Annotated in this window: 12 protein-coding genes and 6 pseudogenes; 9 read left to right on the top strand and 9 right to left on the bottom strand. The window is 51.3% G+C overall.

What is annotated here, in order from left to right; translation table 11 throughout:
- Nucleotides 1-733: 733 nt before the first annotated feature.
- Nucleotides 734-1240, top strand: a complete 507-nt coding sequence (locus JZM24_RS17295) for a hypothetical protein (RefSeq protein ID WP_246580119.1) — start codon at nt 734-736, stop codon at nt 1238-1240.
- A 691-nt stretch (nt 1241-1931) separates the two neighbouring features.
- On the opposite strand, the gene JZM24_RS17290 is transcribed toward JZM24_RS17295, so the two are convergent.
- Nucleotides 1932-2234, bottom strand: coding sequence for an Lrp/AsnC family transcriptional regulator (locus tag JZM24_RS17290; protein WP_312885059.1), 303 nt, complete (start codon nt 2232-2234; stop codon nt 1932-1934).
- Between the two features lie 18 nt (nt 2235-2252).
- On the bottom strand, nt 2253-2396 hold the full coding sequence (locus JZM24_RS19565; protein ID WP_312885058.1) for an Lrp/AsnC family transcriptional regulator: 144 nt from the start codon (nt 2394-2396) through the stop codon (nt 2253-2255).
- Nucleotides 2397-2747: 351 nt separating this feature from the next.
- Here JZM24_RS19565 and JZM24_RS19895 point away from each other — a divergent pair.
- Together JZM24_RS19895 and JZM24_RS17280 are read left to right on the top strand one after the other, a co-directional pair.
- Nucleotides 2748-3202: pseudogene (locus tag JZM24_RS19895) on the top strand (thiamine pyrophosphate-dependent enzyme).
- Nucleotides 3203-3766: 564 nt separating this feature from the next.
- Nucleotides 3767-4582 (top strand): Rpn family recombination-promoting nuclease/putative transposase, encoded by an 816-nt coding sequence (locus tag JZM24_RS17280; protein WP_312885056.1) that lies wholly within the window; start codon nt 3767-3769, stop codon nt 4580-4582.
- Nucleotides 4583-4886: 304 nt separating this feature from the next.
- On the opposite strand, the gene JZM24_RS17275 is transcribed toward JZM24_RS17280, so the two are convergent.
- The 4 genes and pseudogenes from JZM24_RS17275 to JZM24_RS17260 all read right to left on the bottom strand — a co-directional run bounded on the left by JZM24_RS17275 (nt 4887) and on the right by JZM24_RS17260 (nt 8480).
- Nucleotides 4887-5990 (bottom strand): hypothetical protein, encoded by a 1104-nt coding sequence (locus tag JZM24_RS17275; protein ID WP_215671284.1) that lies wholly within the window; start codon nt 5988-5990, stop codon nt 4887-4889.
- Nucleotides 5991-6077: 87 nt separating this feature from the next.
- Nucleotides 6078-7279: pseudogene (locus tag JZM24_RS17270) on the bottom strand (IS3 family transposase).
- A 75-nt stretch (nt 7280-7354) separates the two neighbouring features.
- A complete protein-coding gene (locus JZM24_RS17265) occupies nt 7355-7525 on the bottom strand; it encodes a hypothetical protein (protein ID WP_215671282.1) in 171 nt (56 codons plus the stop codon).
- 337 nt (nt 7526-7862) lie between these two features.
- Nucleotides 7863-8480: a TetR/AcrR family transcriptional regulator gene (locus JZM24_RS17260; RefSeq protein ID WP_246580117.1), complete on the bottom strand. Its 618-nt coding sequence runs from the start codon at nt 8478-8480 to the stop codon at nt 7863-7865.
- A gap of 154 nt (nt 8481-8634) precedes the next feature.
- On the opposite strand from JZM24_RS17260, the gene JZM24_RS17255 reads away from it, so the two are divergent.
- The gene (locus JZM24_RS17255; RefSeq protein WP_215671280.1) at nt 8635-9399 is read left to right on the top strand and encodes an SDR family oxidoreductase; all 765 of its coding nucleotides are present in this window, start codon (nt 8635-8637) and stop codon (nt 9397-9399) included.
- Between the two features lie 114 nt (nt 9400-9513).
- Here the strand turns inward: JZM24_RS17255 and treY are convergent.
- A pseudogene (gene treY, locus JZM24_RS17250) lies at nt 9514-11984 on the bottom strand (malto-oligosyltrehalose synthase).
- Nucleotides 11985-12025: 41 nt separating this feature from the next.
- Nucleotides 12026-13815: pseudogene (treZ, locus tag JZM24_RS17245) on the bottom strand (malto-oligosyltrehalose trehalohydrolase).
- A gap of 558 nt (nt 13816-14373) precedes the next feature.
- Here treZ and JZM24_RS17240 point away from each other — a divergent pair.
- Nucleotides 14374-15015, top strand: a complete 642-nt coding sequence (locus JZM24_RS17240) for an NAD(P)H-binding protein (protein ID WP_215671279.1) — start codon at nt 14374-14376, stop codon at nt 15013-15015.
- A gap of 228 nt (nt 15016-15243) precedes the next feature.
- Here JZM24_RS17240 and JZM24_RS17235 read toward each other — a convergent pair whose 3' ends face one another.
- On the bottom strand, nt 15244-15843 hold the full coding sequence (locus tag JZM24_RS17235) for an NADPH-dependent F420 reductase (protein WP_215671277.1): 600 nt from the start codon (nt 15841-15843) through the stop codon (nt 15244-15246).
- Nucleotides 15844-15962: 119 nt separating this feature from the next.
- On the opposite strand from JZM24_RS17235, the gene JZM24_RS17230 reads away from it, so the two are divergent.
- From JZM24_RS17230 to JZM24_RS20115, 4 genes and pseudogenes are all read left to right on the top strand, one after another.
- On the top strand, nt 15963-16571 hold the full coding sequence (locus JZM24_RS17230) for a TetR/AcrR family transcriptional regulator (RefSeq protein ID WP_215671275.1): 609 nt from the start codon (nt 15963-15965) through the stop codon (nt 16569-16571).
- A gap of 314 nt (nt 16572-16885) precedes the next feature.
- Nucleotides 16886-17385, top strand: a pseudogene (gene ddpX, locus JZM24_RS17225) (D-alanyl-D-alanine dipeptidase).
- A 1018-nt stretch (nt 17386-18403) separates the two neighbouring features.
- Nucleotides 18404-19287 (top strand): annotated as a pseudogene (locus JZM24_RS20120) (inverse autotransporter beta domain-containing protein); the annotation flags it as partial.
- 21 nt (nt 19288-19308) lie between these two features.
- A complete protein-coding gene (locus JZM24_RS20115; protein ID WP_512699080.1) occupies nt 19309-20436 on the top strand; it encodes a hypothetical protein in 1128 nt (375 codons plus the stop codon).
- The last annotated feature ends 133 nt before the right edge of the window (nt 20437-20569 follow it).

Genomic DNA, 20569 nt, shown 5'->3' with positions numbered 1-20569 from the left:
TGCGCCTAATCCCGCGCACGGCCACCGGCGGATGAGAATGCGAAGCTACTCTTAAGCGTGCTGATCGATTCTGTGGAGCAAGGTCATCTGCGATCTTTGCAATAAACCTTGAAGTAGAACGCTATCGCTTAATGTGAAACTGGTTTTATTGAGCGTCAATTCTCGAGTTCGCAAAACATGGAAGTGCCACGAAGTGGCTTCGGTTTAATGTCCCGAACACATTTTACTAAGATTGACGCAATCTCTTCCATTCTAGCGATTCTATTGTATTTGATTTAAATATTTCGTGAGGAAACAGCCTAATCCAAGTATGATTTCTTCGATTGTTTTAACACCAGACTTCAATTGACTTTGTATTTTGCAGAACATGTCCTCGCGCAGTACAAAAAAGATTATCCCTTGCCAATTCACTCTGGCAGCAGCGTACGTAATAGCATTTAAAGCACATGATTTACATGAGGTTACATCTTGAATTAGTTAACAAAATAAAAATAAGGATTGGAGAAACCAGTTGGGTTTTGTCGTTAACCTTATGTTTAACAGGGAATACGGGATTTGCTTATCCTCGTTCGGCCCTCTTTAATTTTCTGTGCCTAATACTAGAAAGGACTGCGGGGATTAACGGCGGGCTTTGGGATTTAACCCCTTTAGGAATTTGGCACATTCATCTTGATCCCTACATCTGTTATATTACACGATAAAACTTTTACAGCACTAAGGACGTTTACGCCAGATGATTAATCGTTTCACTCTCGTCGCTTTTGCGGCTACTTTTGCCCTGACGGGCTGTGTCAAACATGCTGCTGACAAGCCTGCGACCGATTTCTCCACTGGTGCTACGGTTGTCAATGTGTCCCATCTTGAAGCCCTATCTGCCGATGGATCCTCTATCTATGTCACCGTCGATGGCAATGATGCTGGTGAGCTGGCTAAAGGGGAGAGCATCATGCTGCACGTCCCCGCAGGCAAGCATCAAGTTGGCGGTTATGCCCGATCGCTGGTCGGGCACGTCACGGTCCCGCCGGTGCAAATCACCACCACCACGAATAACATGAAGCACGTCGCCTATACGGTTAAAGCGACCAAACCAGCATTCACAGAGTTGCCTGACGAGCCGCTACCGCAGACCCAAGAAAAGCCCAAAACACCCACGGTGGCGCCGCAGGGTGCCACCACCACGCCGGCAGATACCACGACCACACAAACCAGCGCGACGCCGGCAAACACCACTACGCCTTAGTGAATTGCGTCGAGAATGGTCTAAGAAACGATGAGACGCCGAAGACTTCGCTAATGTCAATGGCTGATGTGATGTTTGCTTGCTGCGTGCAATGCGGTATGGGGCGTTGACGTGCTGTCAGCCATCCCCCCGCACTAAGCACCTGGTGTTTATCATGGGGAAGGGGAAGCATGACAAGCGATAACCTCTGCTTCCCTTATCGTCATTCAAAGAACGGCGAGCTGGCGTACAAAAGCTGCTGCTGCTTCTCAGGTGTTCTAAGCGTCTGACGGACTCAATGCCGCTGTAATAACACCGCGTCAGCGATTATTGCAAAGAGATGATCGACGCGTGTTGCCAGAGAGGGTTGATCGTTGAGCCATGCCAGGGCGCTAACCAGTGCAAACACATCGGCACCATTAACACAGCAAAAAAGCCCGTCCGCGAACAAGCGTGGCCGGAAGACGTTGGCCAATACCCGCAGGCGTGAGTGGTTGGGGCAACCTACCGCATCTTTGCACGCTATTGTTGTCATAAACCAGCGTTATTCTAGCTCTAAACGAGGAGCAAAATGTCACCGCTCGCCGGTACGAACTGCCGCCTGAATCTCGCGCTGTAACCGCCACCTACAGCGCCGAATGAAGCGCCATTTGTGAGTATAAGGGTAATGCACCCAGATGCTGGCTGTGCTTTTACTTTTGCTATTACTCCATTACAGCGTTAATTCGGTCGATATTTTAACGGTCTGCATCGGGATGTCGATTTTAACATTTTGCACACCGTTACGGCGAGTAAGATGAGCCATCTGAAAGGTGCGGTAACCCTCCATATTTTCAGCGACCACCCTAAGCAGGGCATCGAACTCTCCTGCCATGATGTGGCATTCAACCACGTGCGAAAGCGCTTTCATGGCCTGGACAAAAGTGCCAACCGTTTCAGCATCCTGGGCTATCAGGGATATGCGGACGATAACGTTAAGGCCAATACCTACCTTACTCGCGTCAAGCAATGCCACATATCGCCTGATGATACCCTAGTCTTCGAGACGTTTTTCCCGGCGTAAGCAGGGCGAGGGCGAGAGCCCGACGCATGCGGCAAGTTCCTGGTTCTGTAGCCGGCGATCGGCCTGAAGGGCGTAAAAAAGAGCACGATCAATCTTATCCAGATTGTCTGGCATTTCTCACTTCGTATAAACAGTATTGGTAGCATTGAATGCTAATAATGCGGTTAATAAGCAAGAGATCGCAACCTGCTGTTCGCTTAACTCGAGTAAAATGACCTGAAAAGTTTACCGTGCCGAAGACAATATCACGTCTTATCAACCAAACGTAGGGAGTGACTTAAGTAATGAAAGCGATTGCTACAGAAACTGAAGGTCGCGGCTAGCCGCCCACAGCGTTTGGCCGCACTGGCAGAACGATGTATCGCTGAAAAAGATCATTACCCCATCACCCCGTTCATCGCGGCTGCAGAAGTGTTGGCTAACGTGGGCGATAATGTCGCTAGTGTGGATGAATCCCCGGTCACGATGTATCACGTCCGTGCCTGCCTGGAGCGTAACGCAATACGACGTTATTTCTTTATGCGCAGCGCCATATTAGGCTGGGGGCTGCCGGCGGCAGTGGGTGTTTCACCGGGTTTGAACAGAGCTCCCGTCGTGGCCCTGCTTGGCGACGGATCTTCTATTACAGTCCACAGGGACTTTGGACGGCGGCAAAACAGAAATTACCGGTGACATTTATCATTATGAACAACGCAGAATACGCTATTCTGAAGCGCTATTCGGTTGCTCAATGCTATGCCGCTGGCTCCATCCCAGTCATAGAAATCGACGAGCCTGCGATCGACTCCACGGCACTGGCTACTGCAATGGGTGTAAAAGCGCAGCGGGTAACATTGGGTTCAGAAATTGCTGACGCGGTCAGGGCCGCCGTAGTGCCACAAGAACCCGGGCTCATCGAAATCGTCATCGGCACGGAATGACAGTCGGACGCATGCTCGTCAGGCCGGGTTAATGCCATCACCAGCGCTGAACAGACAGTAGCCTATAGACGTCACGCTTTCTGGCCGTTTGGAGCGATGCACGTTATGCCACAGCGCTTTGGCCGTTGACACGGCCAAATGCAATGGTATTTCGCTAATAATGGTGCCGGTAAGTGACTATATTAAACAGCACACTTTTTAGTTACAACATACTTTTGCTTTTCATTGACCCTTATTATCATCCATAAATTTAAATGAACCATCAGAAAAATAATTCCATAGCCGCCCAGTCAATAAAGTCGAGCATCCAGGCTGTTCCTTATTGTGTTTAAAGAACATAACGTAACCTGACCTGACCTGACCTGACCTGACCTGACCAGGTATAGTTTTACCTCGGCACTGACGCTATGATGCGTCGGATTTTTGCCAGGGAGGCACGATGTTACAGGTTATTTGTCAGCACGATGCGCTGTTTAAACGATTTCTCGGCGATATTACGGTGGCGCGGGATTTTCTGGCTATCCACCGGCCATCCGCCGCCGTTGCGACCTGGGGACGCTGGCAATGGCCACCGCCAGCTTTGTCGAGGATGATTTACGCAGTCAGATTTCCGATATGCTCTATTCGGTGCAGAACGCTGGCGGGGAAGGGTACATCTATTGCTTGATAGAGCATCAATCGCGCCCGGAAAAGCTGATGCCCCAGCGTTTGCTGCGCTACAGTATCGCAGCGATACAGCAGCATCTTGAGCAGGGACATGACCGGTTGCCGGTGATGATACCGTTACTGTTTTACCACGGGCGCACGTCGCCTTATCCGTACACCACCCGCTGGCTGGATTGCTTTGCCGACCCGCAGCTGGCAGAATCGGTGTACATGCAGGCGTTCACGCTGGTGGACATCACGGCGATGGCGGATGATGAAATCCTGACCCAACGGCGTGTGGCGCTGCTGGAGCTGGTACAAAAGCATATCCGCACGCGGGATGTGCTGGAGATGGTAAATGACATCGCCAGGCTAGCTAAACGCTGGCCGCCGTCGGCGGCGCAATTTCGCAGTCTGGTCTGGTATATTGTCATGCAGGGAGAATCGGCGGCTGCGGAGGAGTTTTTGCAGGCCATGGCCGAGAAAACGGGTGACTATCAGGAGGAAATTATGACCATTGCACAACAGCTTGAAGAGAAAGGTATGCAGAAAGGTATTCAGGCATGGATGCAAAAAGGCATTCAGCTGGGTGAGAAACAAGGCCGGGAGAAGGGCCGCCATGAAGCAAAAATTGAAACGGCTCGGCGATGTCTTGCTAACGGCGTCGAGCGTGCGATGGTGAAACTTTTGACCGATTTAACTGATGAAGAACTTGATGAGCTGATCAGCCAGTAAGCGTTCTTATTGCGTCTCGCCGCGTACATAGTGAACAATCTGTTTTTTCTAGGTCGGGATAACCACCCCGACCAATGGCTGTTTCACTTAACAGCCATGACTGATAAAAAACAACCCGGCAAGTCACTACGTTTTGGCATAAACGGCGCCGATTGGCCTAGGCACATGGAGCTGTTAATACCTTGATAGGCGCTTTTCATCATGCCGTCCTCTCATACCTGGCCGTAACTAAACTTATAACATCAGGTGAGGTAAGATCGCTATTTTACAATGCTTCCGAGGACACCCTATCTCCATCAGAAATTCACTGTTTTAATTTTTCAATTAATGAAATGGATTCTTTTTCAAGGTCCTTTAAAGCATTATATTCAAGGGATAACTTTCTATGTTTTTCATTCCTCGACGTATATTTTATATACGCTTGTTTATTGAGCGTCGTATTGTAGATGGTATCTCCATAGACCATCCTTTTACCTGTTATTTCTTTCAGTTCAATGTAAGCATGATCTGCTTCTTGAGCACTTTTGCTTATGTTTTCTTTCACTGCCGCGATATTCTTCCGCAAGGAATTTAATTTTTCAATCATTTCTGTTAACACCTCAACCCTTGAAGTCAATGCCGTAGAAGTCCCTGAAGATTGTGCCATCTCATGCAAAGGATCACTTTCTGAGGGGAGATCTCCCGTTCCTGTCGAACCGTAATCTGTAGTGACATTTCCGACACTGTCTTCATGTTGTTCTGCTATAGCAGAAATATCGTCACCCTGTGAACTTTCCAGGGATGGTATACCCGGTAGTGTGTCAGCGCTATTGCTTGGTGTAGTAACAGAGGCCCTAATAGCACCCTCAGTCAAACTTAGCGTTCCATCCACAACTGTAGACGATATTTTATCACTGGCACCTTTACCGGCGATCATCGCACCTAATGCAATTGCTCCGGCCCCGAGAATAACACCGGTTGCTAATGCGGTTTCCTGGCTGAGTGAGGCGATGCTGAAAGAGTCACTTCCTTGACCCGCATTATCCTTCTCACCCCTTTTTCTTTCTCGCTCAGCGGCCACCTTGGCAATATGTGCTAAGTCCTCAATTTCTGAATCATAATCCATGTCCGCAGATGCGCTGCCGAATTTTCGGTGCATTTCTGTAAGCTTAACTTTTATACAATTCTGTATACTGTTTCCAAAGTCATCTCCCCCAAGAAAGACGTTTTGTACTGAAGTTATGGCGTCTCTCACGATACTGGTCAGAAAATTAGCACAGGCTGAAAAACGCATTATATTGTTAAAATTTTCATTGAATTTATCAGTTAAATCTTGAGTAATAGGTGATTCCGACTTCATGATTTCATTATAGTTTATTTTAAGCGCCGTCTCGAATTCTGAAGTCGTTTGCGCCGTGTCTTTGACCACTTCGATTATACCTGCGTATATATACTCCTCTAATCCTTTCTTGATTGATGTGATCTTGCCCCGCCATCTCCGTACAGCTTTTGTATCTTAAGTTAACGAAGCACGCTGCCGCCGGTATTCTCTCGGAGAGTGATATCCCAGCGCGCTGTGCGGATGGTTTTCATTGTAATGCGTGAACGCTGCTGCAAGGTTTCGCAGGGCTGTTCTCGCATCCGGTTTTGGCATGAACTCGATATAGTCTTCCTTCATCGTCTTCACGAACCGTTCGGCCATTCTCTGCGGGCTGCTCACCGCTGTTGTGCAGGGCTCCAGATCCAGTTCTCTGGCGAACCTCTGCGTTTCATGCGCGGTATACGCTGAACCGTTGTCCGTCAACCACTGCACCGCTGTATCGGGTAACCTGTCGCCGAAGCGCTTTTCTACCGACATCAGCATCACATCCTGCACGGTCGAACTGTCGTAGCCTCCAGTGCTCGCAGCCCAGTCTATGGCCTCTCTGTCGCAGCAGTCCAGTGCGAAGGTGACCCGCAGTTTTTCACCGTTGTCGCAGCCGAACTCGAAGCCATCTGAACACCAGCGCATATCGCTTTCTGCCACCGCGATCCTGCCCTTATGCTCACGCCTCGGCCGCTCTGGTTTTCAATGTAATAACAGCAGGTTATGCTCACACATGATCCTGTAAAGTCGTTTCGCATTTACCGGCGGCAGTCCCTCTGCGCGACGTTGTTTACACAGGATGCCCCACACCCGCCGATAGCCGTAGCTGGGCATATCGCTGATGATGTCGAGGATGTCCGACAGTATTTCAGCGTCTGCTTCGTCATTACGCCGGTTACAGCGCCTGTCCTGCCAGTCGGCAGAACGCTTAATCCGCAGTGACAGCGGCGCACGCGACACGCTCATGGCGCGGCTGACCTGTGCTATTCCCCGGCCTTTGGCAACAAGGGCGCGTGCGCTATCCATTTTCGTGACTGGCCGTACTCCACGGCTTCTTTTAGGATCTCAACCTCCATCGTCTTCTTACCCAGAAGGCGCTGGAGCTCCCGGACCTGCTTCAATGCAGCTGCAAGCTCAGAGGCAGGAACAACGTCCTCCCCGGCAGCCACGGCGGTGAGGCTGCCTTCCTGATATTGCTTTTTCCACTTAAACAGCAGGCTGGGCTGGATACCGTGCAGTCGTGCGAGATGGGAGACATTCATGCCGGGCTCCATCCTCTGCTGAATAATGGCCATTTTTTCCTGAGGAGTTTTACGTTTACGGACTTCTTGACCTAACAGGATCCCGGTCATATCAAAATTGGCGTTAGTGTTAGACATATATTCAAGCCTATCTCTTATCTGGAGATACAGCTACTGTCTGGTGTTTCAGGGGGATAAATCACCTTTCTTGATTGATGATTTTAAATGACTGATAATATTTACCGCATTATAGGCTCCTTCTAATGTATTTTCAGCTACTTTTATCTTATGCGTATAACATCTTTTCGTCATGACGTGTCTATTATTATCAGTATTTTCATTAAATTCTGAATTCATTCTTTTCCTCCATTTGAGAATTGAATGCATTTATTTCACAATCATTATAGAATCTGGAATCTTATCCTGTATAACTGATGAGTATCCTATCCTTGCTCTATTGTATAGTCTTCCCGTTCTACGTTGTTAACTTGGAAAGCACATCGAACTTTTAGATTTCAGCTTTTTTCAGTTTGCAATAGCGATGTTATGTAATCTTGGTATGTCAAGAGGGTATGCAGAAAATATTTCCCGTGCAAAATAATGGTTTCACGGCCAAGTCTGGCGCCTCTTTCATAAGGAGGAAACGCCCGTGTTTGGGCATATACGACAGACCGGCGCCAAAAATATGCCGATCTCAAGACGTCTTTTTGCGGGGGGAGGAATCGCCAGGCCACGTAGAAAGCGCCTGTTCCGCCACAGCCTCTAGAGTGTCTCGGCCGAAGCCGGCTTTTGCCTGCACTGCCATGCCGTGAATAACCGTCATCACAAATGCCGCCAGGATAGCGGGTTCGGCCGACAGGGGTAAATCACCTTCGGTCTTCGCTTGCTCGAATCGTTCACGAAGCAGGGTTTCGCCAGCCGCGCGAAAGTCGATCAGCGTTTGACGAACGGGTTCTGCTTCATCCGAACCGGCCAGGGCGCCATTGATGCCAAGACACCCTGCCCGATCGGAAAAACGGGTATTGAGTTCTGCCGAGCTAAACAGTATATGCGCAGCAACTTCCCGCGCTGTCGGACGCTGAAGTGCCTCAGGAATGAAGACCATATATCGTTCGTAATAACGGTTTAAGGCCTGGCGGAACAGGGCTTCCTTGTTGCCAAAAGCTGAGTACAGAGCAGGCCTCTCTACGCCGGCAGCTTCAGTCAGGTCAGCGTAGCTCGCCCCTTCATACCCCTTGCGCCAGAAGACGCACAATGCGGCGTCGAGCACCTTGTCCACGTCAAATTCGCGATGTCGCCCCATGAGTGTCATCAGTATTTTTCATAATGGTTGTTACTAAATCGCTTGACAGCACCTGTCAAAGTCTTCTAGATTTCATGTCAACCGTTACCGTAATGATCGTTACGATAATGCTATACCGTCGCTTGCACCAGCGACAGGATGATTATGTACCGCAGGGGATTATATGTCGAATACGTCGAAAGTATTGCAAGGTAAGATTGCTCTGATAACCGGCTGGTCACGCGGTCTTGGCGCTGCCACCGCTTTGGCGCTGGCAGCGGAGGGGGCTGACGTCGTAATTAGCTATGTCGCATCAGCAGAAAAAGCGACAGCGGTCGTTGATGAATTGAAAAAGCAGGGCGTCCGGGCGATCGCTATACAAAGCGACCAAGGCGATCCTTCCTCTGCGGCAGATCTCATCGATGCTGTGGTGTCCCATTTTGGCAAACTTGATATCCTCGTTAACAATGCCGCTATCGCCATCCAAGGACAGCGGGTGGATGATCCTGATCTTAACGTCGAAGAATTGGACCGACAATGGCGCATCAATGTATTGGGGGCGGTAGCCACTACGCGAGCGGCGGCGGGAAAGCTCACCGATGGGGGACGTATCATTTTCATCGGCTCTGCACTGGGCGAGCGTGTTTCCTTCCCTGCGGCGGCGGACTACGCAGCGACCAAGGCGGCTATCGTCGGTTATGCCAAAGGCGTGGGCCGTGATCTCGGTCCGCGCAATATCACCGTCAATGTTGTGCAGCCCGGCATTATGCCAACGGACATGGTGAAAGCCGCAGCTCATAACTTGCCGAAATCAGTAATGGATCTTCATGCCATTCGCCGGATCGCCACGGTGGAAGAAGTGGCGGCTACCGTCAGTTTCCTTGCGGGCCCCAACGCTGCTTACATCACCGGCGGCGTTCTAAATGTGGCGGGCGGATTTCAGATATGACCGTTGCAAAACTTCCCTAAGCTGAACAAAGTGGCGCAACGGTGGACGAACATCCGTTGCGCCATTTGCTTCTACCGGCATATCTGCACGCGTCTCAGAGGTATCACTGGGTAATTACCCCATCAAAACCAGAAATAACTGACTTTCATCGAATGATCCCAAGTCGATTCGGTCGGTTAAGACCATTTCTTGCTGGTTGACTATATCGCGGTAGCGTCGGTGTGCAAGCGACGCGGGCAATACTATTTCCGTTTGCGACTCGTGTATCGTAGGACGGCCAGTAGAGGAACCCTCCAGCGCACTGAAAAGCAAGCGGGGAACAACAACAAGCAGCGCCGCGGTAGCGTGAACCCGCGCATAGGCTATCACGTTATCCGCCCGTTTCCCCGTAGCGGTAAGCGGCAGGTAATCGCCATGGCGAAACGGTGCCGGGGTTTGTTGGCGCATGTGCAGAAGTCTGGCAATGACATGCTGTTTCAGCCTGCCATTAAGCCAGCCTTGTTCTGAGTTTACAACCGGTATTTGGTGTTCGGACAGTTGTCGTTGCAGCATGGCAAAATACGGCTCGCACCGATTGTCGGGATCGGCGAGGCTAAAATCCTGCGCCTCGCTGCCTTGGTAGATGTCAGGTACGCCCGGCGCCGTCAGTTTGATGATGGTCTGAACCAGGCTGTTCACCGACCCGGCGCGAATAAAAGGTTGCATCGTGATGGTAAAATCAGTCAGGAAGGCGTGATTGTCCGTTGACAACAGGCGTCGGGCATAGTCGAGGACGGCCTTTTCATAAATGACATTATTGTCGCTCCAATGGGTACGCAGCTTCGCCTCCCGCAGCGCTTTCTCCACATAGGCAAAAAACCGTTCTTCAAGCGCTTTTACACCGTCTTCGTCTTGCAACTGGAGCGTTGCCGGCCAGACGCCGGCCAGCGCCTGATAGAGCATCCATTCGACGGCCGGATCCGGTGCCGGGCCTACGTCAAGTCGCCTGACGTAGGCATGATTAATGTTGCGCCAGCGGGCGACGCCTGCGGCCCAGCGGTCCGGTGCCTCCGTTAGCGTGTAAATGTGGGCGCGGGCGTCTTCGCCGCGTTTGGTATCATGCGTCGATGTGGCTGAGAGCGTATCAGGCTGGCGTTCAAGCCGCGTCTTCATCTGCGCATGAAAGTGTTTGAGTGAGAAAGTGCGCGGCATCGGTTCGGCACCGACTTCGTTAAGCGCCAGGTGCTGGCGAAAGAAAAGTGTGTCTTCCACCGATTTCGCCATCAGCGGCCTGGTTAATTGCTGTAGTCGTACGCGAAAAGCGGCGGTTTTATCAGCGACGTTTGCCGTAACTTCGCCGGTCATCAGCCGCATCAGGTAATCAAGCGCCTCGTGAGAGGGTGCGTTTGCGCCGGAGCTCACCTTTTCGACTACCTTATGCAACAGTGCCTGGTCTGCCGGCGTAAGCCATGCAGCCGTGCCGTAGGTGCGGTAAACAGGGGAAGCAACCAGCAGCTCTCGTAGGGCTGACCGGGCGGATGTCTCGTCAAGCGCCACTCCCTCTGATTCGGCGATGGTTATGGCAAGTTTCACCAGGGTAGTGAATTCACCAGCAAAGTGCTTGTCCGCCATCAACACCTTGGTCGCCCGAAGTTCGGCCGGCCAATCGACCTGTTTGCCAAGAACGTTGTCATAGGCCCAGCGTAGCAGATCGATTCTCCCGCCATCGACCAGTGCATCCGAGAGCGCTGCCATGAATTCGTAGCCGGTGGTGCCGGAAACAGGCCAGTCATCTGGAAGATGCTCCCCCGCGGCCAGGATCTTTTCGACCGTAATATAACAGTCCGGCCCGGCTTCCTGACGTAACCGTTCAAGATAGGCTTTCGGGTCGGCAAGACCATCCACATGATCCACGCGCAGTCCGTCGACCGCGCCGGAATGGACCAGTGCTAGGATCAGACGGTGGGTATCGTTAAAAACGTCAGCGTCCTCAACGCGGACGCCTGCGAGGCCGGTTATCTCGAAAAAACGGCGGTAAGAAAGATCACGACACGTCATTAGGCGGTAGGGTTGCTGTGCGTGCAGTCGGGCAATCGCCGCCTTATCAGAAAGACCGAGAATTTCTGTCTCTCGGCCTTCATAGGTTTCAGGGGCGAGCGGATAGGCACTGTCATAGTACACCAGGGCCGGCCGACCTGTGATTGGGTCGGGTTTTACGGCAATATCGTTGTTTTCCAGCGCGTTGTTAAACGTATCACCCAGAAAGGGCAAGGTCAGAGGGCGCGACCAGTCGATATCGAAATGCCGGGCGTAACGGCTGCTATCACCCTTTTCGATGACGTCGCGCCACCACGCATTTCCAGCGAGGCGGCCATATGGTTAGGAACAATGTCGAGAATCAGTCCAAGACCAGCCCGCGCTAGCGCCGTTACCATACGGTCAAAACCGTCGCGTCCGCCCAGGGAAGGCGCGCTCTCGTTAGGGTTGGTCACGTCATAGCCGTGGGTAGATCCTGACGTCGCGGTGAAAATCGGCGACGCATAAAGGTGGCTGATGCAGAGTCGTTTCAAGTAGGGTACCAGGCTTGCGGCGCGATCAAAGGCCATACCGTTGCGAAATTGAATACGGTAGGTGGCGGTTGGCGTGTTCACTGTGCATCTCCCGAGGCAAGGCGGACGATAATGGCATTCTGCGGCAGTTCCTTTTCCTCCTGCGGCCAAGCGAAGAGTGTCTTGCCAGGAAAGCGGGGTATCGGCTGCGGAGTTACGCCGATATTCAGTGCTATCGACAACGTGCCTGCTGGCAAGGCCCAGCTGACGGCAAGGAAGCCTTCCGCCATCTGTACGACTCTACCGACATCGCCGCCGGACGAGGCCAGCAGAGGTACCACATATTTCTGGCGCAACGCCAAGACGTCTCGGGTTAGCGTTAGCCACTCTTTGCCATCGTCGCTGTGCGGCTTTTGCCAATCGAGTTTGGAGCGCTAGAAGGTCATTTTGGCATTAGGATCGGGCACATCTTCACCCTCATGACCGTCATGGCCTGCAAATTCTTTGGCCCGCCCTTCGCTCACCGCCTTGGCGAGATCGCCATGAAAATCGGTGAAGAACAAGAACGGATGCGTTTCACCATATTCCTCACCCATAAAAAGGAGCGTGATATGCGGGGAGAAGAGCAGGGCAATGAGCAGGATCCTGGTACGCTCGGCGCCGATCAGCGTGAGCAGCCTTTCCCCCTGCGCGCGATTGCCTGTCTGATCGTGGTTTTGGATGAAATCCACAAAGGCAACCGGTGGCTGAGCGGCGCTTTTTACACCGCGTTTTTTGCCCGTCTGCTTTGAAATTTCGCCTTGAAAGGCGAAGCCCTCAGCCCACGCCCGGGCAACAAGTTTTTCCGGCGCAATGGCGAAATCCTGATAATAGCCGTGCGTCTCGCCGGTGGCAAAAACATGAATGGCATTATGGAAATCATCATTCCATTCCCCGGTAAAAAGCGGTACGGAGCCATCTTTGTCACGCAGGTGCAAGCTAATGATGTTGCGACTGTCTTCGGTCGTCAGATGAATCGGCCGATGGGTCACTTCAGCGCGAATGCGTTCGGCTATTTCTATCAGCACATGTTTGCCGGCTTTGTCCTCGATCTGGTCGACAGCGTCGAAACGCAGCCCGTCAAGATGATATTCCTGCAGCCAATAAAGCGGCGCCTCTACGATATAACGTCGTACCGCATCAATATCGTAAGCGATTCCCGCCCCCCACGGTGTTATACGCTCTGGATGAAAAAAATCAGGCGCCAGCAGCGGTAGATAATTACCTTCAGGACCGAAATGATTGAGCACGATATCAAGTACCACAGACAGGCCATGGCCGTGCGCGGCATCGACGAATGCTTTCATCTCTTCAGGCGTACCATAAGCGCTGTGCGGGGCGTAGAGAAGTACGCCATCATAGCCCCATCCGCGGCTACCGCCGAACTGCGAGACCGGCATCAGTTCGATCATGGTGATACCAGGTTGGGCGAGATAGGGCAATTTCTTGCTGGCGGCCTGAAACGTCCCTTCCGGCGTGAAAGTACCGACATGCATTTCTTAAACGACCGTTTCTTCCCACGGGCGGCGCCGCGCCAGTAAAGATGCTGCCACGCATAGCGAGTGGGATCGATGACGAGAGAGGGACCGTTGACATTGCCTTTCTGGGCGCGCGAGGCAGGGTCCGGCACGACTGAACCCTCGGCAAGCATGTATTGATATTCCGCACCGGGCGCGACATCGCTTAACAACGCTTCAAACCAACCGTCGCCGCCCTGGTCCATCTCGTGCTCTTCGCCATTCAGCCTGAGCGTGACACTGTTCTGGCCGCTCGCCCAGAGGCGAAAACGAACCTGGCTATCGTCCACGTATTCGGCCCCCCAACTTTTAGGGAAAAATATGGAATTCATGCATTTGCCTCGATTAACCCAAAAGTTGGCAATAAGTGACATTGCGCGATGGCGGGTGTCGGCCATCTGAGTTGCAAAAGAGTAGAGTGCAGGCTCAATCGGATGTTGGCACGGCGCTGCATACCATTAATAAGATAGTTCAAGAAAGAGATAATGGGATTAACTCGCCACGCATGCCGCAGATGCCGAAGCAGTTCGTGGCGCAGCTTGTAAGGCATTCGGAAAGGATAAACGTCAACACGTTGTTTGAGCCGTCACTTTAAAGCCCACCCAAGATGCCCGCAAGCTCTGCACGTGAAGATGAAAGGGAAGGGTAGTCTTGTCATCCTCCTAAGCGCGCCTTGGGTTCCAAGCGTGAAATATATCATCCTAAGTCAGGCCGTAGTGGCACAGTTGACGCGGGTAGGCCTCAATTCACCCTTCTAATGCGGGGCAAACACATTGAAGGTATGAACGTTCATCAACTACGATAGATAGAGTCTGTTTTAAAGGCTGGGATCGGTCAAACTTCATCCTCATTCTCCCCTGGAGGGAGATAGACGAAATAAGGTGTGGGTTATGAGCAAGATTCTTATTCTGGGTGCCGCCGCGAAGATCGCGCAACACGCCATTGCGCAGTTTATCGCGCAGAAACAGGACGATCTGACGCTGTATTTACGTAATGCGCGACTTTTACAAGCTCAGGCAGGTAAACATGTCCGGGTGATCGATGGCGACGTCATGGACACGCGACATTTGCAACAAGTGGCACAAGGGCAAGATGTCGTTTATGCCAATCTGGCGGGGGACAATATCAAGGAACAATCGTTGTCTACCGTTACAGCGCTTGAGGCTGTCGGTGTCCGGCGTCTCATCTGGATTTCTACTTTGGGTATTTACGATGAGGTGCCCGGTGCCTTCGGCAAGTGGAATCACGAAATGTTGGACGGAGGCTATCTTGAACCGTACAGCGCAGCGGCCAGCGTTATCGCGTCCTCGAAGCTTGACACCACAATTCTGCGGCCGGCTTGGCTCACGGATAAGGGCGAGGTGGATTACGAGCTTACACAAAAGGGTGAACCCTTCAAGGGCACCGAGGTTTCCCGTAAGAGCGTCGCCGATCTGGTGGTAAAATTGGCGCGAGATCCCAAGCGGCATGTGTACGACTCTCTTGGCGTAAATAAGCCCGGCACCGACGGTGATAAACCGTCCTGGTATTAAGCGTGCTGATGAAGATGGTGACGTCGAATCATCCTACAAGCCCTGAGGCTATTTCATGCATTATGAAGAACAACCTAATGTCTCTCCCGTCCCCCGCCGAGGCGGCGTAGAGTTCTCTGATAATCTCTTCATTATCAGGCATTATGCAATCCTGTGGGCAGTGAATTTGCCCCCATCATGTTCTTCTGCAGACCCTGCTCATCCGCTGCCTTCTATGGATGACATGAGCTAGCCGATATTGACGTTAATGGCAATATCGAAGGTGCCGGCGCCGTTGCGTGCCAGGCCGATAAGCAGCATGCCCAGCGCTTCAAGCGAATGGGCCATCGACAAGCCGCCGACATCAAGCGGGCGCAGTCCGAGGCTCGCGATGAAGGTTGAAACGCGCGCTTTGACCTCCGCATCGTCGTCTGCAATGAACGCGTCGAGGCGTTCACCCCGTGCCAGAACATGGCCGAAGATGGTATTAAAGGACTTTACGACATGTGCCCCGGCGGGGACTCCCTTGGCGATCTCTTGGGCCCCAGAACTGCCGGCGGTGGTGACAAGGCTCGTGAGGCCGGGCGCGAGCGGGTTGGAGATGTCGATAATCACTTTGCCGCCGAGCGCGTCCCCGTACTCGCTTACCACCGCCGCAGCGCTGGCATATGGCACGGCGAGGATGACAATCTCGCCCGCCGGCTTGGCGCCGTACGCGCCTGTTATTGCTGTCGTTGAGAGTCGGCCGGCCAGCGCCTGCGCTTTGGCCGGGTCGCGGCTGATGATTTCAACGCTATGTCCCGCTTTAGTGGCGAGGCCGCCTGATCCGATAACGCTGATAGTGCTCATGTGCAGCCTCGTCGTTGTTGGAGTGGTACGCGTGCTTCTTCAATGGTATAGTGCGGCACATCTTATGGATCACCGATCCGAATATAGGGATCACTGATCCAATTGTCAAGAGTGAGTCTATGCGAGCCGATGCCGAAAAAAATTACCAGCGTATCATTGAAGTTGCACGTGACGTTGTCACGGAAAACGGCATTCATGCATCCCTGCGCGATATCGCCCGCAGGGCCAACCTTGGAATGGCCACGCTGCTGCGTCATTTCCCGACGCGAGAGGCTCTGTTTGAGGCATTGTTGTGTACCAGAGCGGAGGATCTGATACAAAAGGCGCACGATCTCGAAAAGTCGTTGCCCGCAGACGACGCGCTGTTGGCCTGGTTTCGCGAAGGGGTAATTTTCACGCATAGTTATAACGGTGTCTGCGACTTGATGGCCAGCGCCCATGCGGACCCAAATTCAGCGCTTCATGCGTCAAGTATAGCGCTGAGGACAGTAGGGGGGCGACTACTGCGCCGTGCTCAAACCGAGGGGACCGCGCGTCCTGATATGGATGGGGTTGATTTATTCGCCCTGATATCGGCGATGGGTTGGATGGTTGGCCAGCCCTCATTCACTCCGCGGGCCGAGAACCTTTATCACATTATCGCGAGTGCTATCTTAACGAACCAACCCGACAACGGTGTTGATAAGCACGATACTGATAATGAACCCGGTTCAGCTTTTCTGAGATAAATGTTGCCGACGTGAGGGTTTTATATTGTATTTATAATCATTCAAAATGATGTTGTAACTAAATTATCAGGTGATATAGAGCTGGTCCAGCGCTACGCTGTGCGCACCTCGCAAGTCTGGATGGTGCTGCGCGAGTTGGATGAGGCGCCATGTCGCGCCCAGCCGCCGGGGCTGGAAATGGATGGCGCTAGCGGCTGACAACGTTACCGCGCCAGCTTTTTTCGCTGCCAAACAACTGAATATCAAGGTGAAGCATGTAGCAGTTTCTAAAACTCGTTGATTTAGCGTCAAAATTTCCCTCATTAACGTTTGATTTGCGGTATGTCACGCCGGTTATGCCATATACAGCGAGGCGCGGGCCTTGCTGCACCCAGTCGCCACTAGCGCTTTACAGAGAAGTATAGATATTGCCCAGCTGGCGGGTTTGCGCTTACTGATACTGGATGCCTATCGCCAGCAACAAGCGCAATGGCACTTGTGGGATGTTTGCCCAGATGCAAATTATGATGTTCCACCGGCACAGGGATCGAATCACCGCCGCGGCGTTGCCATAGACCTAATGCTATTGGATGAAGATGGCAGGGAACTGGATATAGGGACGGCGTTTGATGCCATGGAGAGCCAATCGCATCCTTTTCACCTTGATGTCGCGCAGCCAGCGCAGCGAAATCGTCTAATGCTAAATGCCATTATGCTGGGCGGCGGGTTCGTTGGAATGCCGATCGAGTGGTGGCATTTTGAATTACCCGCAGCGACAACATATCCTCTGCTCCCCGATCACTTCTCCTGTGTGAAACGTAAAAATGTTAGTTAATTTAAACGATGGAAATGACCCGATAATATCGTGATTATTAGCGAATAAAATGCCAGTCTCCGACATGTCTATTTCGGAGGCTGCTATACATGTGAGGAGGTATTCACTAAAATAGGCAGCCGCGCTTTTCGTATTCAGTGCTGCTCTAGCCAATATCACCCGTGTCTGTGTGCCATCCTCCTGGCTGGACGCCAACGTATTTTTTTGTTTTACCTTGCCTACGCGCCATTACACTTGAGCAGCAACCCATGCTGTGGCATTGGGATTGATTCAACCGTGCTGCTATATAGCGCGTAATTGCCCATATCCGCTCACATTCCCAGCCCGCTGTGCAGAAAATCTCAAGTAGCGATAATGAACTAGATTTTATTAAATTGCCGTGTTGGGTACATGAGACTACCGGGAGTTTATTGATCTAACACAACGGGGACACCTGCATGCGTCTTGAAGCAATGCCATCGCTAATAAGTACAGATATTGCTTCATTCTGCCGGAACATCAAAAGCGCCTGTGACCCAGCAAGCTTAACGGCATCCCACCGCATTGGACACAATGAAATAAGTGTTTTTTGCAATTAGATTGCAATAGTTTCTTGTATTTTTTGCTAGCGATAAAAAAAGTATTGTTCACCCTGTCGCCGCGAAAGGATGCAAATTCAGTAACGAAACAGGAAAAAATCAACAAAGTCTTTTCTGTAAACATACGATTAATTGTAAAGCGCCCTGTTAATACAGAGCGGCTGCCGAAAGACGTTTCCGTCTAAGAACGCCGTGAGGTCTTTCTTGTGCGTTTTTCTTTGATCATAACATTATCGTCAGAAAGACAGCTTAAAAACGCCTTATTTTAATCCACCGGGAGGCAGAATGTATCTATATTAAACTCTTCGTTTAGTTTCAGCCCGCAAAAATTTATTTTTGACCGTGTGAGAAGTTTCGGACAGGTCCACTTTACCTGTTCAACTTAAATCTCATGCTGATCAATTCAGTTAACATTATTCATTTCACATAAGTCAATTTCTATGCGCAAAGTGATGGGATATATCTCTGCCTTAAGTTTAGTCACCTCATTAGTTAGCTACAATAAGTGGTCGAGGAATAAGGAGGCAGAAGCTGCCCCCAACCTTAATCAACCACACCACACCGCATCGACTGAATCAGGTCGTCGCAAAAACGCGCGATCCCCCTCGCTGAACCAACAAATGCACTCATCGGAGATGCCAATGTTATTTGAGGAGAATAACGCCAGCGATAAGCAGGCGGCAGGTGAAACGCGGGTACACTTACCCTTATCGGAAAGTCAAATCTCGAGCGGCTCATTAGATTTACTTTATCCTCTGTATGAAGACGATAGACGCATAGTGTTTAATCAGCTCGGCTTACGTCGCAGCGAGAATCGCAATATCCTTAATCTTGGTCTCGGACAGCGGCATTACGGCGCAGGCTGGCTTGCGGGTTACAACGCTTTTTACGACGCGCAACTCTCGGATAGCCCGCATCAACGCCTCGGATTGGGTGTCGAGTATCGTCGCGACTCTCTCCATCTCGCCGTTAATGGTTATTACGGCCTTACCGGCTGGCGTGCTGCAGACGCCATGTCGGGACGCGATGAGCGCGTATCCATGGCTACGACATTCGTGCGCAATGCTGGCTCCCCTCAATGCCGCAACTTAGCGGAAAACTCAAATTTGAAAACTATTTTGGAGAGGGCGTCGCTTTCGGCAAGCATGCTTCTCACGGCCGCAATCCTTATGCCTTGACACTGGGTATAGGCTAAACGCCGGTGCCATTAATCACCTTCGGTCTTGATAACATCTTTTATCGTCACTGCGGAAGTAACACCACTTTCGGGCTGTCGCTAAATTACCAACTCGGCGTTCCATTAGCCCAACAATTGGACCCTGGAAATGTAGCAACCAAAGGCAAAGTGGCCGATAGCCGTTATCGTTTGGTGGAACGCAATAATAAAATTGTTTTGGATTACCGGCAGACAAGCCAGCAGCCTGAGTTTGTACTTCCACCGACGATTGAGAGGTATCCTGGAGAAACGAAACTGCTCAAATACAGCTTCCATGGTACTTTTAAAATGAAATCAATTAAATGGGATGACCACGCGCTACGCGCCAGTGGAGGGAATATAAGACAATTAGGCGCACAGGCATACGCCATCCATTTTCCCCATCATCAGCCTGCAGGGATTAATCAGATGATGATCTTGGCCGTAGCTAATGATGATCACGGCAATACCTCAAACCGCAGTGAGATAACCGTGTCTGTGTTGCCATTACAGCAGGTTACCCAGCTTAAAGGCGATGACGAGGTTTCTCAAAGGCAGCAAAACAATAGTGGCCAGTCTTCTCATGACCAACCTCAGTCCAGCAGTAGCGATTCCTCCCACCAAAAGCAGCAGGCAGACAACAACCGCACAAACACACCAACGCATCCGGGCAAGGAGGACACTAACGAAGGTCAGTCCCCTCACAACAATAGCGGCGCCAAATCTATGCCTGGGCCTGCAAACAATATCCACGCGCAAACCGACACGACACATCAAAGGGAAAATGAGAACGGACCTCCGCAAACAGATGAGCACGCTCAAGACCAACACCAATCCAACGGCGGGCATTCCTCAAACCACGAGCCGCAAAGCAGCTTTTCAACAAATTCAATACCATCGATGGATCTGAACTCATCTACTCATAGAGCGTCTGACATTACGGTTAACGGGGCTCCGCCACCGCAAGAAATGGGTACAAATCCCCCCCGCGTAGACGCTAGTTCGCTAAAAGATGGGAGCAGAAAATTAAGAAAATTAGCACAAGTAGAGAGTAACAACGGGGTGGAACGTTGGATGCCTTTAACGGTGACTGAAGCAGAGAAAGAAGAGAGTGCAAGAATAACAGAAAAAGTAAAAGCTGAGGAAAAAAATAATGGTACGTCGGACATTGGTAAAATATTACAGCGTAGGGTGGTAGTAGAGCTATCAGAGCCTTCTTCCGACGAAGACGATGATAGCGTAGATTTCAATTTGACAGATGGCACATTACCAAAGTAAACGTCAGGCCGGGACCCTGACTCGAAAATAAAACGGCCTCTTACCAGCCGCCAGCATCTGGGCGGCGTGGACAGAAATTTGATTTTCTTAACTGATACTTGCTAAAGGGTTAACCTAATTTAACATAATCTTC

The organism is Candidatus Sodalis endolongispinus, assembly GCF_018777395.1.
Classification (GTDB): Bacteria; Pseudomonadota; Gammaproteobacteria; order Enterobacterales; family Enterobacteriaceae; genus Sodalis_B; species Sodalis_B endolongispinus.
Note: the sequence above shows the minus strand (reverse complement) of the source record. Positions and strands in the feature narration are given on the sequence as shown.

Excerpts from the sequence above, each read along its gene's own strand:
- JZM24_RS17295 (WP_246580119.1), top strand. The coding sequence starts at position 734 with ATGATTAATCGTTTCACTCTCGTCGCTTTTGCGGCTACTTTTGCCCTG.
- JZM24_RS19565 (WP_312885058.1), bottom strand. The coding sequence starts at position 2,396 with ATGCCAGACAATCTGGATAAGATTGATCGTGCTCTTTTTTACGCCCTT.
- JZM24_RS17280 (WP_312885056.1), top strand. The coding sequence starts at position 3,767 with ATGGCCACCGCCAGCTTTGTCGAGGATGATTTACGCAGTCAGATTTCC.
- JZM24_RS17265 (WP_215671282.1), bottom strand. The coding sequence starts at position 7,525 with ATGAATTCAGAATTTAATGAAAATACTGATAATAATAGACACGTCATG.
- JZM24_RS17260 (WP_246580117.1), bottom strand. The coding sequence starts at position 8,480 with ATGACACTCATGGGGCGACATCGCGAATTTGACGTGGACAAGGTGCTC.
- JZM24_RS17255 (WP_215671280.1), top strand. The coding sequence starts at position 8,635 with ATGTCGAATACGTCGAAAGTATTGCAAGGTAAGATTGCTCTGATAACC.
- JZM24_RS17240 (WP_215671279.1), top strand. The coding sequence starts at position 14,374 with ATGAGCAAGATTCTTATTCTGGGTGCCGCCGCGAAGATCGCGCAACAC.
- JZM24_RS17235 (WP_215671277.1), bottom strand. The coding sequence starts at position 15,843 with ATGAGCACTATCAGCGTTATCGGATCAGGCGGCCTCGCCACTAAAGCG.
- JZM24_RS17230 (WP_215671275.1), top strand. The coding sequence starts at position 15,963 with ATGCGAGCCGATGCCGAAAAAAATTACCAGCGTATCATTGAAGTTGCA.